The sequence below is a fragment of the Streptomyces sp. NPDC044984 genome, assembly GCF_040646935.1.
Lineage (GTDB): Bacteria > Actinomycetota > Actinomycetes > Streptomycetales > Streptomycetaceae > Streptomyces.
On record NZ_JBEZBE010000002.1, the window covers coordinates 363,510 to 379,225 of the forward strand.

Consider the following 15,716-nt stretch of genomic DNA (forward strand, 5'->3'; position numbering starts at 1 on the left):
CCCGGTCACTCGCCCGGGGCGGCCACGACCAGAGAACGAAGAGCGACCACCCCGACACGCATTGTAGCCAGCGCGTGACCGGGAAGTGACCGGCGCGAAGCCCCCGGTGAGGACGGTGGGCCCGGCGTTCACGGCACACCGTCCTGGAGTCCGCACATGGTTCCGAGCAATCCCCGACAGCCGCACTCCCCCGCCGCGGAAACGACGTCCGCGGCGGCCGTCACCGGCATGACCCTGGGCGAGCTCGTCGGGGGACAACTGCGCGGGGTGTGCCGTGCGGCCGGATTCACGGACCCGGACGGCGTCGGTGAGGTCCCGCTCCTCGACCTGCTGGACCTGCTCGGCCCTGCCGCCCGGCGTCCTCTGGACGCCGGCCCGCCCTCCCCCTCGTTCGTCTGCGACGACCACTCCCCGGTGGAGTTCTCCCTCGCGTTCACCGCGGGAAGCGAGACGGCCGTACGGGTCCTGGCCGAACCCGGCTGCACGGCGGCCACGATCGGGGAGAACGGCCGTCTGGGCCTGCGGGCCCTGGAGGCGCTGGCCTCGCGCCGGGCCTTCTCGACCGAACCGGTGCGCCGGGTGGAGGACCTCTTCTTCCCGGCGGCGGCCCACGGCCCCTTCGCGCTGTGGTGCGCGATGGACCTGCGGCGGGACCGGCCCACGGGCATCAAGGTGTACGTCAATCCGCAGGCCCACGGGCGGGAGCGAGCCGCCGAGGTGGCGAAGGAGGCACTGGGCCGGTTCGGATTCGGCCGGGCATGGCGCGCGCTGCGGGAACGAGCCGTGCCACGCGGCCCCGAGAAGGACGAGATCCTGTTCTTCGCACTGGACCTGGGCCGGTGGCACACGCCACGGGTGAAGGTGTACGTCGCTCACCACGACGTCACCGCCACGGACGTGCACGCTGTCTCCCGCCTGCTGCCGGGAGGTCGCGCCGGGCGGGTGGACGAGTTCTGCCGCGTGGCGGGAGGCGACCCCGGGCGCTTCGCCCACCGGCCCCTGGTGTCCTGCCTCTCCTACACCGAGCGGGACGGGGAGCACCCCAGCGGCTACACCGTCCACGTACCCGTCCGCGACTACGCACGGGACGACGGGGTCGCCCGGAGACGTGCGGCGGCCGTTCTCCGGCTCCACGGCATGGACGCCACCGTCATCGACCGCGCGTGGGACGCGATGACGTCCCGTCACCCGTCGGACGGAGTGGGCCTGATCGCCTATCTGTCCCTCGTGCGGAGCACCTGGCAACCGCCTCGCGTGAACGTCTACTTCTCGCCGGAGGCCTACGGGGTCCGCCCTCCGCGCGGCGCACACCGACTCCGTACCACCGGATGACGGTTCGGACCCCGAACAGACCGCGCACCAGGAAGGGTGAGGTTGTGGAGCCGTACAGGATCAAGGTCGTCGAACCGGTTCCGGTGACGACGAGAGCACAGCGTGAACGAGCCCTGCGGCGCGTGCACTACAACCTGTTCGGGCTGCGCGCCGACGAGGTCACCGTCGACCTGCTCACCGACTCGGGAACGGGTGCCCTGTCGGCGGCGCAGTGGGCCGCGGGCATGGCGGGCGACGAGTCCTACGCCGGGTCACGGTCCTTCCACCGCTTCCGGGAAGTGGTGCGGGAACTGACCTCCTACCCCTGTGTCCTACCGGTCCACCAGGGCCGGGCGGCGGAGCGCATCCTCTTCTCCACCCTGCTCGTCCCGGGACGGATCACGCTCAGCAACACCCACTTCGACACCACGCGCGCCAACGTGGAACTGGCCGGCTGCCAGGCGGTTGACCTTCCCTGCCCGCAGGCCGGGGATCTCGACAGCGACGAGCCGTTCAAGGGCGACATCGACCTGCACCGGCTGGACGAAGCGCTGCGGGGCCCCGACGCCTCCCGGATCGCCCTGGTCGTCATGACGCTGACCAACAACGGCGCGGCCGGCCAGCCGGTGTCCATGGACAACCTCACCCGGGCCGCCGCCCTGTGCCGGAAACACTCGGTCCCGCTCTTCCTCGACGCCGCCCGCTTCGCGGAGAACGCGTGGCTGGTCACCCAGCACGAGCCGGCGTTCCGTGACCTGAGTCCGCGGCAGGTCGCCGAGCAGGCGTTCCGGCTGGCGGACGGTTGCCTGATGAGCGCGAAGAAGGACGGCATCGTCCACATCGGCGGCTTCCTCGGCCTGCGCGACCGCGCCCTCGCCGAGCGGTGCGAGCTGCTGCTCATCGCCACGGAAGGCTTTCCCACCTACGGCGGCCTGGCCGGCCGGGACCTGGACATGGTCGCCCAAGGGCTGACCGAGGCCACTGATCCCCGGTACCTCCGGTCCCGCGCCGACGCCACCCGGCACCTCGCCCGCCTGACCCGTGACGCCGGCATCGACATCGTCGAACCTCCCGGCCTGCACGCCCTCTACCTCAACGCAGGCCGTCTGCTCCCGCACATCGCCGCGCACCGCTTCCCCGGCCACGCCCTCGCCTGTCAGCTCTACCTCGAGGGCGGCATCCGCTCGGTGGAACTGGGTTCGCTCTACCTCGGCCGGGAGGACGAGAACGGCGCACCGGTCATCACGGCCCCCTACGAACTGGTCCGGCTGGCGCTTCCCCGCAGGACCTACGGCCTCAGCCACCTGAACCACGTGGGCGAGGTCCTGGCCGCGACGGTGAAGGCCAAGGAGCGGATCCCCGGCTACCGCGTGGTCGAGCAGCCTCCCCTCCTCCGTCATTTCCGCTGCAAGCTGGAACCCGTCCCGTCATGACGCGCGGACGGTCCCGGGCGGTGTCTCAGCGTCGCCGGGGGCGCAGCACCCCGGCGAGCAGGACGACGAGGAGTCCGGCCAGGGGTACCACGAGCAGGCCCGCGCGCAGGCCGGCCGCGTCGGCGACGAGCCCGACGACGGGCGGGGAGCACAGGAAGCCCAGGCGCATGAGCCAGGAGACGAGGGTGAGTCCCGATCCGGGCTTGAGGCCGGGCAGTTCGTCGGCCTCGTGCATCGCCGCGGGCACGAGGGTCGCCACGCCGAATCCCGCCGCGGCGAAGCCGAGGACCGTCCCCGGCACCGTGGGGACGGCCAGCGCCAGGCCCATGCCGGCCGCGGCGACGGCCCCGCCGGCGCGGGCCACCTGCCGCTGGCCGAACCGGTCCACGAGCCGGTCACCGATCAGGCGGCCGACGAACTGCGCTCCGACCAGGGCGATGAATCCGCAGGCGGCCAGTGTCACCGACGCGTCCAGGGAGTCGGCGAGGTACAGCGCGGCCCAGGAGTTGCCCGCGTCCTCGACGAGTGTGCCGGCGGTGGCGATGAGGACGAGAGCGGTGAGCACGTACCCGGTGCGCCGGGAGGCCGTCGTGTTCCGCTCCCGCCGCGGGTCGCCGTCCGCGGCGCCCCCTCCTTCCCCGGCCGGCTCGGTGTCGGGCCCGGGCAGGCAGTGGCGCAGGGCGGCACAGGCGGCGATCCCGAACACCGCACCCGAGACGAGCAGGTGCTGCCCCCGGGACAGGTCCAGGGCGATCGCGCCGGCGGCCATGGCTCCTCCGGTGACGGCGCCGATGGACCAGATGGCGTGGAAGGAGTTGATGATGGAGCGTCCGTAGCGGCGCTGCACCCGCAGGCCGTGGGCGTTCTGCGCGACGTCCGTGATCGCGTCCATGGCCCCGGCCAGGAACAGCGCCGCCGCGAACACGGCCACCGAGTCGGCCAGGCCCGCGGCGAGGACTCCCGCGCCGGTCAGCAGGGTGCCGGCCACCGCGACGCGGGCCGACCCCAGCCGGCGGACGAGCACTCCCGCCGCCAGCCCCGCGGCGATGGCACCGGTCGGGAACGCCGCGACGGCGAGCCCGTAGGCGGCGTTCCCGATTCCGAGATCGGCCTTGATCTGCGGATACCGCGGCAGCAGGTTGGCGAACAGCGCCCCGTTGGTGAGGAACAGCACGGCCACGGCCGCACGGGCCCGCCGGTCGGCCCGGGTGGGCTGCTGCAGTACGTCGACAGTCATGCGGGGAGCCTACAGGTGGAGCGTACGGTCGTACATTCCCGATGTGTACGACCGTACGCATCCGCATCGCACATGGTCCAAGAGCTCCGAGAAAAATGTCCGCTAGATTGCTGGGCATATTGTTGACAATCTTGTAGCGTGCGTCACGCCTTGACCCCGAGGCATCGGCGGAGCACCTGGTGCTCGATGAGGGGAGACCCATGCAGCGGCTGACCGCTTCCCACGGACGTGACGCACTCGCCCACCCGACGAGCGTGCGGGCGGAACGCCCCGCGCCCCGCAAGCGCCTCCTGAGAAGCGTGGCGCTCGCGGGTTCCCTCGTCCTCACGTCCGTTGTAGTACCGGCCACCGTCGCGGCGGCCGCCCCCGCGCAGAGCCGTGGCCCTGCCGCGGACCCCCAGGACGCGGCGCTCGCCTTCGCCTCCTCCGGCTACACGACGATCACCGTCACCGTCGACGGCCGTCCCGTGACCGTGCGCTGGTACAAGGAGATCTGCTACGTCGCGAACCCGGTCGCCGCCGCGGCACAGCAGTCCGGTGGTCCCACCGGGGGCAGCACCACCATCCCCAACACCGCCTGCGGCTACCAGAGCATGAACGTGTTCGTCCCCGAGAGCGCCTTCGGCGACCAGCGGGCGCCCATCTACTTCGCCGTGAACAACAGTGGCTGGATGGCCAGTTACATACGGGCGAGCGTGACCGCCGGCGCCTCCTACAACAGTTCGACCAGCAACGTCGGCGCCGCCCTGAAGGCCGGATACGTCTTCGTCGACGTCGCCAACCGCAGCCGCGGACTGGTCGGCGCCGACGGCTCGTCCCCCGGCAAGGCCCCCGCGGCGGTGGTCGACGCCAAGGCCGCCGTGCGCTACCTGCGCCTCAACGACACCGCGATGCCCGGCAGCGCCGAGCGGATCGTCGTCAACGGCACCAGCGGCGGCGGCGCGCTGGCATCGATCCTGGGGGCCTCCGGCAACAGCGCCGAGTACGCCCCGTACCTCGCCGCGATCGGTGCCGCCGGCATCGACGCCAAGGGGCGCAGCACCCTGCGCGACGACGTCTTCGCCGTCAACGCCTACTGCCCGATCACCGACCTCGGCAACGCCGACATCGCCTACGAGTGGCTGTACAACGCCCTCGGCACCCGCGTCACCACCGGCCAGAACCCCTCGCCCGAGGGAGCAGCCGAGATGGCGGCCCGGTTCGCGGCGTACGAGAAGAGCCTCGGGCTGCGCAACCCCGACGGCTCCCGACTCACCGCCGCGACCATGCTCGACGCCGTCGAGCAGGAGGTCGTCCGCTCCGCCGAGACCTATCTGGAGGCGGACCCCGCCCACACGATCCCGCCGCTGGGCGGCACCTTCGAGATCACGTCGAGGGGCACCACCACGTCGTACGTCAACGACTGGATCGACGTCGACACCGCCACCCGCACGGTGCGCTCCGTCGACATGGCGAAGTACCTCGCCTTCGTCGCCACCCAGGCCACACTGAAGACGACCCCCGCCTTCGACGCCGTGGGCGTCGACGGGAACACCACCAGTCGCACCGAGACCAACCTCTTCGGCCCGTCGACGCAGACGTACATGAACTACACCGAGTACGGCTGGAACCACAACGACGTCGCCGGCGACGGCAGCGGCCTCGACGACACCGGGCTGACCTGGGACCAGTACACCGCCAGGAGGAGCACCACCGTCGACGACCAGGTCCACCTGATCAACCCGATGGACTTCATCGGCACCCGCGCCGACACCGCGCCGAACTGGTACGTCCGCCACGGCACCCGCGACCGGGACACCTCCTTCACGGTGTCGGTCAACCTCGACCGGGCGCTCGCCGCCGACCAGCAGGTCGAGAACCTCGACTACCGGCTCGCCTGGAACCAGCCGCACGCCGGCAACTTCGACGTGCCCGAGGCCATGGCCTGGATCGCCGAGGCCGTCCGCACGGCCGGCGACCCGCCGGCCGGCCGTCGTTCCCGGTAGCCGAGCCGGGGCGTCACGGGCGCGGGTGCAGGTGCGGGCGGCCGATGGTCACGGCACCGCGGAAGCGTTCCGCCGACGGCACGGAGACGACGCGGGAGGTGGCCGGGACGGGCCAGGCCAGGACGGGACGGGACAGGTCGGCACGCGGCTCGAGGGTCCTCACGGGCCTTCGGCGTGCGCGAGGACGGAGCGTACGTGTTCGACCTGCGGCGGGGCCGCGAAGTGCGGCCCCGCCAGGGCCCGCCACCGGGCGAAGCCCTCGGAGGCGCGGAAGGTGACGGTGTGGTGCTCGACCGTCTCCCACCGGACCATGAGGCGGTAGCGCGTGGGGTGTTCGACGCTGCGGTGCAGGTCGACCCCGTCGCAGCCGTCGGCGGCGAGAATCCGCCCGGGACACGCCCAGATCGGCTCGCACCTCGCGCCGCATCCCCCGCAACCGCTCCCACAGCGCGTCGATGCCCTCCTGCACGACGGCGGGCGAGTCCCCGCGTCTCGGTACGCCGTCGTCCAGCCGCCGCACCCTGCCGTACACCACGCCGAGGTCGTGGCTGACGCCACCCGCGTGCTCGAGCACGCGCTGCGGCAGCCGCATCCGGGCCTCCGCGCACACGTCCCGGTACCGGTCGCGCGCCTCGGCCAGCCGCTGCCGTGCGGAACCCGGCTCCCCGGGCCGGTCCAGTGCGTGCGCCTGGTCGGTGAGCGCGGCCAGGTGCTGCCGGCCCGCGGTGTTCAGCGCCACGTGGCACGACCGCGGTTCCTGGGTCTCACTGCGGCGTTCCCGCAGCTCCTCGGCGCGCTCCTGCCCGCGCTGCCGGCTGCGGTCCGCCGCGCGCCGGGTGAGCGGCGCGGACAGCGGCGTTCCGCCGACCCCGACGACCGTGGTCACCGGAACGGTCGCACCACCGAGGTCCACGGGACCTCCCTCCCTCGCCCTCGCTCCACGTGTTCCGCCGTTTCCCCACGGGACCAGCGAAGCAGCACGTCCCCCGCCGGGTGAACAACCGGCCCGGACAACGACCGGTGTTCGCCCCGCCCCCGCCCCCCGGACACCGGTGGCCGGCCGCACACGGCGAACGGCGGTGCCGCGCGCCTCGGGGAACCTCGGGGAGCCTCGGGGAGCTTTACCACCTCTCAGGGCATCTCCTGGCCGACTTCCGGTTTTCTTCCGGTAGTTGACGCGATCGCCGTACCGCGGGAGCGGCCGTGGAACCATCATGGGCCCACGAGGCCGGTGAGCCGGTGGATGCGGAAACACCGGCGGCGGACAGGGGGACGCGCGAGCATGGTGAGCGACGAGTCGGGCGGGGGCGTCCGGGGACTGCGGCTCTGGGCCGCCGACGCGACCGAGCGTGCGGCCCGGGTGATCTCCCGGGCGGGCGAGGGGACCCTGTCCCCCGGGGACTTCGACGGCCCGGTGGCCGAACTCTCGGGCCTGCGGGGCCTCCTGGACCACGATCACGCGCTGCTGGGCCTGGTCACCGTGCGCCTGGGCGCCCTGCTCGCCGTCCGGTACGCCACCGGGAACGGCACCCAGGAGGACCGCGAGCGCGCGCAGCGCCTGCTGAACGAGGCGCGGGACCCCGCGACACCGTCCGGCGAGGCGGTGACGGAGCAGGACAGGCAGTGGGCGGCGATGTTCCTGCTGATGGTGACGGACATGTCGGTACCGGTCGGCACGCCGGGGGCGGCCCCGGACTTCTGGCCCGTCCTCGACCAGACGCTGAAGGTGGGCTCGGGCGCGGTGGAGGAAGAGATGGCGAAGTTGGCCGCGCTGGTCGAGGAGGCCGGTCGGCTGCCGGTGCCGCCGGATGTCCGGGAGAAGCTCGGGCAGGCCCAGGAACTGCTGTCGTACCTGGCGCGCTCCGGCCTCTCCGAACCGGAGCGGCTGCTGGGCATGCTGCCCGCGGACCTTCCCTTCGCCGAGCAGTTGCGGGTGCTCCTGGACCTGGTGAAGGACCTGCCCGAAACCGCCGGGACCCCCGGGACCCCCGAAACCGCCGGGACCCCCGGAACCCCGTCGGCGGCCGTCGACGGCGGCACCCCGGACCCGAATCCGACCGCCCCGAACCCGGCCGCCCCGAACCCTGCCCGCCCAGACCCGGACCCTGCCGCCCCGGACCCGGAGGCCGACACCACCGTCCTCGGCTCCTGGCTGGCCGCGATGTTCGGCACCATGGACGCCCTGCGCACGGGCGACCCGGAGCAGATCAGCCGACTGCTCCAGCGGCTGGGCACAGACCTGGACCGGCTGCCGGACGGTCACGGCCGGGCCTCCGAGATCGAGACCCTGATGCGTCTGGTGCTGCAGGCGGGCCAGCCGCTGGGCGGCAGCCACCAGGACACGGACGCCGCCCGCGGCCACGCGAGGCAGGTCACCGAGCACTTCGAACAGCAGGCGGCCGCCGACCCGGCCGCCGCCGGGCTCCTCATCGGCAACCGGGCGATGAACCTGCTCCTCCGGGTGCGCGAGGCGGAGGAGGCGGAGTCCGGGGAGGACCTCGCGGCGCTGGTGGACGAACTGGAGTCCCTCGAGCGGTCCGTTCCGGCCGGCCACCCGTTCCACCCGGTGGTGCGGCTCGCGCTCGGCACCGCGCTGACCGGCCTCGGCACGCACACCCGGGACACCGGGACGCTCCTGCGCGGCTTCGCCCACCAGGAGGAGACCCTGGCCTCCATGACCTCCGCCTCCCACGGCCTGCCCGACCCGCTGGTCAAGGCCTTCAGGGACACGCTGCTCACCGCCCGGGCCGTCGTGGGCGACGCGCCGGACCTCATGCCCGAGCACGCCCCTCTCCCCGCGGACGCCTCCGTGGACACCCGCTACTTCTCCGCCCTGGCGGCGACGATGCGGCACACCGTGACCAAGGACCCGGCCGACCTGGACGCCGCCATCGGCGAACTGGAACGGGTCCGCGACCGCGTCCGGCAGGGCAGGCACCCGCACATCGCCGCCCCCGCGCTCTGGCAGCTCGCGGAGAACCACCGCGTCCGCCTGGCCCGCACCCAGGACCCGGCGGACCGGGACGCCGCCACGGACGCGGCGCTGGAGGCCCTCCAGGCGCTCGCCGGTGACGTCGTCCTGCAGTCCGGTCCCGACCACGGTCTGCTGGCCGCCCGGTCCGGAGCCGACCGCGGCGTACGGGCCGCCGTCTGGGCCGCCTCCCAGGGCCGGGTCGAGGAGGCCGTGGCCGCGCTGGAACTGGGCCGGGCGCTGGTGCTGCAGGCGGCGTCCACCTCGCGGGCCGTCCCCGACCTGCTGGAGTCCCGGGGCCACCACGAACTCGCCCGGGAGTGGCGGGCGGCGGACACCGCCGGCTGCGGGGAGCCCGGCGTGCTCCCCCGCGAACTGCCCAGTTCCCTGCGGCGCCGCGCGCTGGTGGCGCTCGGCCACCGGGAGCCGGACGGCGTGCTGTTCCGGACGCCCACGGTCGAGGAGCTGAAGGCCGGGGTCGCGGAGGGCGAGGCGGACGCGCTGGTCTACCTGCTGGCCGGTGAGGGCACCACACCGGGCATGGCGATCGTGGTGGGCCCGGACACCGGCACCGGCGTACGGGCGCTGCCGATGCTCTCCGGCGAGCACAGCGGCCCCCTGGAGGCCTACCTCGACGCGGCGGCCCGGCACCAGTCGCGGCCCCACGACGCGTCCGCCGGACAGGAATGGGAGGAAGCGCTCGCCGCGCTGTGCGACTGGGCGACCGGAGCGGTGATCGTGCCCGTCATGAGCGGCGTCGCGGAGCGGCTCGCCGCCAACGGGAACCGGCGCAGGGGCAGGCCGGGCCCGCCGAGGATCGTGCTGGTGCCGTGCGGGCGCCTCGGCATCGTCCCGTGGCACGCGGCGCGGCTGCCCGCCGGGGCACCGCACGCGTACGCGTGCCAGGCGATGGTGTTCAGCTACGCGGCGTCCGGCCGGCAGTTCCTCGACACGGTCCGCCGCGCCCGGCGCGCCCCGGCCGCCGATCCCGTCCTGGTGGCGGATCCCAGCATGAGCCTGCCGCACGCCGAGCTGGAGGTCGCGGCGCTCCACCGGTCCCTGTACCCGGGGGCACGGCTGTACGGAGACCTTTACGACCTCCCCGTCGAACCGGAGGCCGCCGGCACCCCGGACGACCTCCTCGACGTGCTCGCCGGGACCCCGTCCGTGCTCCACGTGGCCTGCCACGGCTCGGCCGGACCGAGCCCTACGGCGTCCGCCCTGCAACTGGCGTATCCCGAGGACTGTCCCGAACTGCTGCCGGACGAGGGCGGGCCGGACGCGCGGCCGAACCCCGGCATGCTGACCGTGTCCCGGCTCCTCGGCCGCCGGACGGGTGAACAGGGCTCGGACGACGGCCCGTTGGTGGTGCTCAGTGCCTGCGAGACGGACCTGAGCACCCGCGACCACGACGAGGCGCTCACCCTGACGACCGCCTTCGTGGCGGGTGGCGCGCGCGACGTGGTGGGCTCCCGGTGGGCCACCCGTGACTCCGCCTCGGCCCTGATGATGACCGTGTTCCACCACTACGTGTCCGTCGAGGGCCTCAGTCCGGTGGACGCGCTCAGGGCGGCGCAGATGTGGATGCTCGATCCGCACCGCGAGGACCCGGGATCGCTCGGCGACGACCTGCTCGGCCAACTGCGCGGGGGTCCACGGCTGGACCGCCCGGCCGCCTGGGCCCCCTTCATCCACCAGGGTCACCCCGGCCCCGCCGCGACGGGCGCCGCCTCGGACAGCGACTGAGGGCCGACGGGGCGGACCGTCGGCTCTCCACCGCGGCCACCACGGCCACCGCATCCACCACGCACACCGCGCCCACCGCGCCCATGCCTGCTCGCCGGGCGTCGGGACCGCACGCGGCGCAGTCCCGAGTGCGGGCGACGGTCCGCGGGTGCCGTCACCCGTGCGGATCGCCGCGGGAAACCCGATACACCGCACATCCGCTCTCGACGAGAATTCCCACGCCCGCCGGAAATGATGGATTCCCGAAAAAGGGAGACCTTTCAATTTCCGGACGGGGGATTCTAGTGGCACCCTGTCGAGAACCGCTCAAGACTTGTTTCACGATCCCCTGAAGGTCGGATCAGGAAGCCACGAGTGAAGGAGTCGCCTCGATCAAACAGGCCCTCACCTGGAGTTTCTCTATGGGGCCGGCGCGCCGTAGCCGCATTTTTGGCCATGAATCGTGGAGCGTCTTGCCCGAGCCGAAACACCGGGCCTAATGTCGAACACGTCGGCGGAACGAATAGCGGCCCAGGCTGAGAATGGGCTCTCTTTTCTCTCCGCCGACACGTCGGAAAACCGCTGACCAAGTAACAGGAGGTGACAGAAATGGAGCTCGACATCGAGATCGTCGAGGACGGCCAGGTGCTGCTGCACCACCCGTCCACCTGATCGTCCCGCGCGGACGAACGGTAAGTCCGGCTGTGATGCCCAGGCATCACAGCCGGACCACATCTGGAGGGCGGTCGCCGGCGCGGTCGCCGAGAGGGAGACGTGAATGAAGGTCCGCCGTCCCGAACACCTGGTTCTGCGATGGCTTCCCGAGGGACTGGAGGTCGGCGTCCCGGGGCGGGCGCAGTGGATCAGGCTCTCGGACGATCTGCGCAAGGTGCTGGACCGGGCCGGGGACGGAATCGACCTGGACGAGCTGGCGGGCGCGTTCGGCTCACAGCACGAGGCCCAGGTGCGCCAGGCGGTGACCGGTCTGCTCCGGCTCGGGGTGCTCACCGCCGTGGACGACAACCCCCGGGTTCCGGCCCTGTGGCAGCACTGGGGCGGCCTGACGCAGCGCTTCCACGTCGAGGCGCGGGACGTCGACTATCTCGTCGACTCGCCCCGGCGGGCCGACGAGGCGGAGGCGATCCTCGCCGGGGGCGACGCCCCCGCGGCGTTCAAGGAGTACGCGGACAGCCCCGTCGTGCTGTTGCCGCGCAGGCCCCTGCCCCTGACCGCGCCGGTGGACGACGTCTTCGCCGGGCGGCGCACCCACCGCCGGTTCGCGGACGCCCCCGTCTCCCTCGACCAGCTCGCGACACTGCTCTTCCACAGCTTCGCGCCGCACCGGTTCATCGACGGCGGGGACTTCGGGGTGCAGCAGTGCCGGGTGAGCGCTTCGGCCGGCGGCCGCCACGAAGTCGAGGCGTACGTCGTCGTCCACAACGTCACCGGCGTCCCGACCGGCCTGTACCACTACTCGGTGGTGCGCCACGCGCTGGAACTCCTGGACGCCCGGGCCGACCGGGCGCGGTTGGCCGACCTGACGTACCATCAAGAAGCGTCTTACCAGGGCGCGTTCACCATTCTCACCACGGCCGTCGCCAACCGCCTGGCCTGGAAGTACCGTCACCCGCGCGCCTATCGCCTGTGGATGTACGACGCCGGGCACTACGCCCAGACCTTCGCGCTGGCCGCCACGGCTCTGGGCCTCGGCCCCTTCCAGACCGTCGCCTTCGCCGACAGCCAGGTGGAGCGGTTCCTGGGTGTCGACCCCGACGACGAGTTCGCCGTCTATCTGTTGGCCGCGGGGGTTCCGGAGGCACCCGCCTCGCTGCTCCCGGCCGACTTCGCCTTCCCGAGCCCGGGAGCGGTGCGATGACACGGCGGTTCACCGTGGTCCGCGCCCCGCACCGGGCCGTCTGCCGCAGGAGTGGGTCATGAGTCTGAAGCGCTGTGTCGCACTGCCGCCGGACGAGTTCCGCGCGTCGGTGTTCGGTCATCGACATGTGCACACCCGAGCCGCCGATCTGCCGGACGACTTCACCGACCTGTTCTCCCCCCACGTCCTGGAGGAGCTGCTCTCGGGCGGGCTGCGCACCTCTTCGCTCCGACTGGTGCGTGACGGCGTGGAAGGCGACGTGACCCGGGGCTGCGTCGCCGAATCGGGTGACGCTCCCGGCACCCCGCCGTTCCCCGACACCGACGGCATTCGTCACGCGCTCGCCTCGGGACAGACCCTGATCGTGCGCTCCCTGCACCGCTTCCACCCCCCTATACGGCGCTTCGCGCATGAACTGGCGGCCGAGATCGGTCACCCCGTCAAGGTCAACGCGTTCGTCACACCGCCCGGCTCCCAAGGGGTGGATCTGCACTTCGACGTCCAGGACGTGCTGGTGCTGCAGATAGCGGGCGACAAGCGGTGGCTGTTGCGTACGCCGCCGCTGCCCGACCCCCTGCCGGCCCACGCCTGGTTCGACGTTCCGGCGCGGCGGCGGGAGGAGATGCGCGCGGCCAGCCGGCCGCTCGCGGATCTGGTGCTGCGGGCCGGCGACAGCCTGTACCTGCCGCGGGGGACGATGCACTCGCCGATGGCGCGGGACACGCTGTCCATCCATCTCACCGTCGCCGTCTCGACGATCACCCGGCACGATCTGCTCGGCGAGCTCGTGCGCAAGGCGGTCGACGACGATTGGATGCGCGTCGGCGTCGACACCGACGGGCTTGTCGCCGACCCCGGACTCGCGCGGAACCTGCTCAGGGAAGCCGGCGAACGGCTCGCGGCGCTGGCCGCCGACGCGGCTCCGGAAGACGTGCTGTGGGCGCTGCGGAAAGCGGCGTTCCGGGAACAGACGCCGGAACCCGTGCCGTTTCTGCCCCTGCCGGAGGGCGTACGGCCTCAGGGTGTTCACCGGCTGCGGGCGGGCGTGTACTTTCACACGGCTTCCGTGAAGGATGGAGTTCAGCTGTCGGTGGGGAACCGCCGGGTGCGGCTGCCCGCGTCGGTGTCGCCCTTCCTGGCGGCGTTGCACCGTGATCAGGTCGCGGACATGGCGGGGCTCACCGCGGCCCTGGGCGAGGACGACGCGCGAAAGGTGGCCGCGGCGCTGGTCGACATCGGTCTGCTGCTGCCTCCCTCCGCCGCGCCCTGGCACGCCACCACAGCGCAGGAGGCGGTGCGGCCGGAGGGCGCACCGGGAAGAGAAAGCGATCCGGACGACTCATGACGGAAGACACCACCGCGGCCGGCCGCGTCGACGAGGACACGGCGAGCGGCGGGAAGTTACGGGACCACCCGCAGTTCCTGCGGCTGTGGGCGGGACAGGCCAGCGGGGCCGTCGGCGACCAGGTGTTCCCGGTGGCCCTCAGTCTGTACGTCCTGCACGAGGGGGGCGGTGCGGCGCAGGTCGGCCTGGTGCTGGCCGGCCGGGGCGTGGCCCTGGTGGTGTGCCTGCTGGCCGGCGGTGTGATCGCGGACCGGTTGCGCCGCACCCGCATCCTGATCGCGGCCGACGGCTTCCGCTCGGTCGTCCTGCTCGTCACCGCGGTCCTCCTCACCTGGCTGCCCCTGGGCGTCCTGCCCCTGATCACCGCCGTGGTCGGCGCCGGCGAAGCCCTCTCCCGGCCGGCGTCGCGCTCGCTGCTGCCGAACCTGCTGCCCGACGGCCTCCTGGAGCGCGGCAACGCCCTGGTCTCCGCGGCTCAGCGGGGCGCCGCCGTCGGCGGTGCGCTGGTCGGGGTGACCGCGGTGACCCTGATCGGGGTGCGGCCCGCGTTGCTGGTGACCAGCGCCGTGTTCGCGCTGGCCGCGTTCTGTGTCCTGCGGGTGTCGGACTCCAGGCCCTCGGCGGCCGCCCGTGCGTCCGTACTCGGTGAGGTGGCCGCCGGACTCCGGGCCATCCGCCGGCGTCCCTGGGTGATGGCCGTCATGGGCACGGTGTGCCTGCACCTGTTCGCCGGCTCGGCGACCGCGCTCACGCTCCTGCCGATCGTGGCACGGCGCGACTTCGGCGGCGATGTGGCGTACGGCGTCGTGCTGGCCGCCATGGGGGCCGGCGCGCTCCCGGCGATCGCGCTGGCGGGGCGCTGGCAGCCCAGGGCCCGGGGAGCCGTGTCGATGCTCGCGCTGACCGGGTACGCGCTGGTGCCGCTGAGTCTGGCCGCGCCGTTCCCGCTGCCCGCGGTGATGCTCTGCTTCGCGCTGGGCGGCTTCGTGGTCGAGCTCTACTTCGTGTACTGGATCTCCGCGTTGCAACGCGCCTTCCCCGACGCGCTGCTGGGCAAGGTCTTCGCCCTGGACCAGCTCGGCGCGTACGCGCTCCTGCCGGTCGGGTTCGCGCTCGTCGGCCCCATGGTCTCCTGGCTGGGCATGACCGGCACCCTCGTCGCCGGAGGCGCCGTGGTCGCCGCGTCGAGCCTCCTGTGCCTGGCCGTGCCCGGCGTGGCGCGCTTCGAGGACCGCGCCGGCTCCTAGGAGGTGCCCGGGCGGGAGGGGTGCCTGTCCGGAGAGCCGCGGTGCCCTGTGCGCCCGGGTCCACCGCGGTGGGCCCGGGCGCACAGGGCTTCGTTCACACCGCTGCCGCCAGGTAGCGCAGCGACGCCAGTTCCGGACGGGCGACGGCCCGGTCGGGGACCCGGCTCCTGGCCGCCACCACCTCGCGCAGCAGCGCCTCCCTCTGGTGCAGGGCGCCCGGCCGGCCGGTGAGCACCCGCTGCCACGAGGTGGAGGTGGACCCGCGCGGGGTGCCGTCCTCGTCGTGGAGGTGGACGCGGCAGTCCAGCACGATGCCTCCGTCCGGCTCGGGCAGCAGCCTGGACAGGCCGATGCGGACGGACGACTCGGGGAAGTCCACCACCACGGTGTCCTGGTCGCACAGGACGTGGCGGGCCTCGGCCAGCCGCTGATCCCCGATGATCATGACGAATCGGAGGGCGAGACCGCGTCGTTCGAGCGCCGTCCGTCGCCGCCGCGCCGGCCGGGGGCCCGCCGGATACGGGGAAGCGTGTGTGCTGAGCATGAGGCACTCTCCCTATGCCTTCCGTGCGGTCCGGGGCGGACC

Annotated in this window: 11 protein-coding genes; 7 read left to right on the plus strand and 4 right to left on the minus strand. The window is 73.0% G+C overall.

All coding sequences use genetic code 11. The features are described 5' to 3' along the window. Window positions 1–156: 156 nt before the first annotated feature. Both AB0A94_RS03760 and AB0A94_RS03765 read left to right on the plus strand, forming a co-directional pair. Complete coding sequence (locus AB0A94_RS03760) at window positions 157–1,332, plus strand: tryptophan dimethylallyltransferase family protein (protein ID WP_361738300.1); 1,176 nt, start codon at window positions 157–159, stop codon at window positions 1,330–1,332. Between the two features lie 44 nt (window positions 1,333–1,376). Further along, on the plus strand, window positions 1,377–2,744 hold the full coding sequence (locus AB0A94_RS03765) for a tryptophanase (RefSeq protein WP_361738303.1): 1,368 nt from the start codon (window positions 1,377–1,379) through the stop codon (window positions 2,742–2,744). A gap of 25 nt (window positions 2,745–2,769) precedes the next feature. Here AB0A94_RS03765 and AB0A94_RS03770 read toward each other — a convergent pair whose 3' ends face one another. After that, window positions 2,770–3,981, minus strand: coding sequence for an MFS transporter (locus AB0A94_RS03770; protein ID WP_361738306.1), 1,212 nt, complete (start codon window positions 3,979–3,981; stop codon window positions 2,770–2,772). Window positions 3,982–4,181: 200 nt separating this feature from the next. On the opposite strand from AB0A94_RS03770, the gene AB0A94_RS03775 reads away from it, so the two are divergent. Continuing rightward, complete coding sequence (locus AB0A94_RS03775; RefSeq protein ID WP_361738309.1) at window positions 4,182–5,966, plus strand: subtype B tannase; 1,785 nt, start codon at window positions 4,182–4,184, stop codon at window positions 5,964–5,966. Between the two features lie 13 nt (window positions 5,967–5,979). Here the strand turns inward: AB0A94_RS03775 and AB0A94_RS03780 are convergent, their stop codons facing one another. Continuing rightward, window positions 5,980–6,129 carry a hypothetical protein gene (locus AB0A94_RS03780; RefSeq protein WP_361738312.1) on the minus strand — a complete coding sequence of 50 codons (150 nt, stop codon included), beginning with the start codon at window positions 6,127–6,129 and terminating at the stop codon, window positions 5,980–5,982. Then, window positions 6,126–6,524 (minus strand): antibiotic biosynthesis monooxygenase, encoded by a 399-nt coding sequence (locus tag AB0A94_RS03785; RefSeq protein WP_361738315.1) that lies wholly within the window; start codon window positions 6,522–6,524, stop codon window positions 6,126–6,128. The genes AB0A94_RS03780 and AB0A94_RS03785 overlap by 4 nt, the downstream gene beginning before the upstream one ends. A 724-nt stretch (window positions 6,525–7,248) precedes the next feature. On the opposite strand from AB0A94_RS03785, the gene AB0A94_RS03790 reads away from it, so the two are divergent. The 4 genes from AB0A94_RS03790 to AB0A94_RS03805 all read left to right on the plus strand — a co-directional run bounded on the left by AB0A94_RS03790 (window position 7,249) and on the right by AB0A94_RS03805 (window position 15,130). Beyond that, window positions 7,249–10,683, plus strand: coding sequence for a CHAT domain-containing protein (locus AB0A94_RS03790; protein ID WP_361738318.1), 3,435 nt, complete (start codon window positions 7,249–7,251; stop codon window positions 10,681–10,683). Window positions 10,684–11,440: 757 nt separating this feature from the next. Then, window positions 11,441–12,538: a SagB/ThcOx family dehydrogenase gene (locus tag AB0A94_RS03795; RefSeq protein ID WP_361738321.1), complete on the plus strand. Its 1,098-nt coding sequence runs from the start codon at window positions 11,441–11,443 to the stop codon at window positions 12,536–12,538. A gap of 58 nt (window positions 12,539–12,596) precedes the next feature. Beyond that, window positions 12,597–13,883, plus strand: coding sequence for a cupin domain-containing protein (locus tag AB0A94_RS03800; RefSeq protein WP_361738323.1), 1,287 nt, complete (start codon window positions 12,597–12,599; stop codon window positions 13,881–13,883). Then, entirely contained in the window at window positions 13,880–15,130 is a 1,251-nt protein-coding gene (locus tag AB0A94_RS03805) for an MFS transporter (RefSeq protein ID WP_361738326.1), read from the plus strand. Before AB0A94_RS03800 ends, AB0A94_RS03805 begins: the two co-directional genes overlap by 4 nt. Before the next feature lie 94 nt (window positions 15,131–15,224). Here the strand turns inward: AB0A94_RS03805 and AB0A94_RS03810 are convergent, their stop codons facing one another. Further along, a complete protein-coding gene (locus tag AB0A94_RS03810; RefSeq protein WP_361738329.1) occupies window positions 15,225–15,674 on the minus strand; it encodes a hypothetical protein in 450 nt (149 codons plus the stop codon). Window positions 15,675–15,716: the final 42 nt, after the last annotated feature.

Bases quoted from the DNA above. Each gene is read 5' to 3' on its own strand.
- AB0A94_RS03795 (WP_361738321.1), top strand. From the start codon at position 11,441: ATGAAGGTCCGCCGTCCCGAACACCTGGTTCTGCGATGGCTTCCCGAG.
- AB0A94_RS03775 (WP_361738309.1), top strand. From the start codon at position 4,182: ATGCAGCGGCTGACCGCTTCCCACGGACGTGACGCACTCGCCCACCCG.
- AB0A94_RS03760 (WP_361738300.1), top strand. From the start codon at position 157: ATGGTTCCGAGCAATCCCCGACAGCCGCACTCCCCCGCCGCGGAAACG.
- AB0A94_RS03790 (WP_361738318.1), top strand. From the start codon at position 7,249: ATGGTGAGCGACGAGTCGGGCGGGGGCGTCCGGGGACTGCGGCTCTGG.
- AB0A94_RS03810 (WP_361738329.1), bottom strand. From the start codon at position 15,674: ATGCTCAGCACACACGCTTCCCCGTATCCGGCGGGCCCCCGGCCGGCG.
- AB0A94_RS03770 (WP_361738306.1), bottom strand. From the start codon at position 3,981: ATGACTGTCGACGTACTGCAGCAGCCCACCCGGGCCGACCGGCGGGCC.
- AB0A94_RS03805 (WP_361738326.1), top strand. From the start codon at position 13,880: ATGACGGAAGACACCACCGCGGCCGGCCGCGTCGACGAGGACACGGCG.
- AB0A94_RS03800 (WP_361738323.1), top strand. From the start codon at position 12,597: ATGAGTCTGAAGCGCTGTGTCGCACTGCCGCCGGACGAGTTCCGCGCG.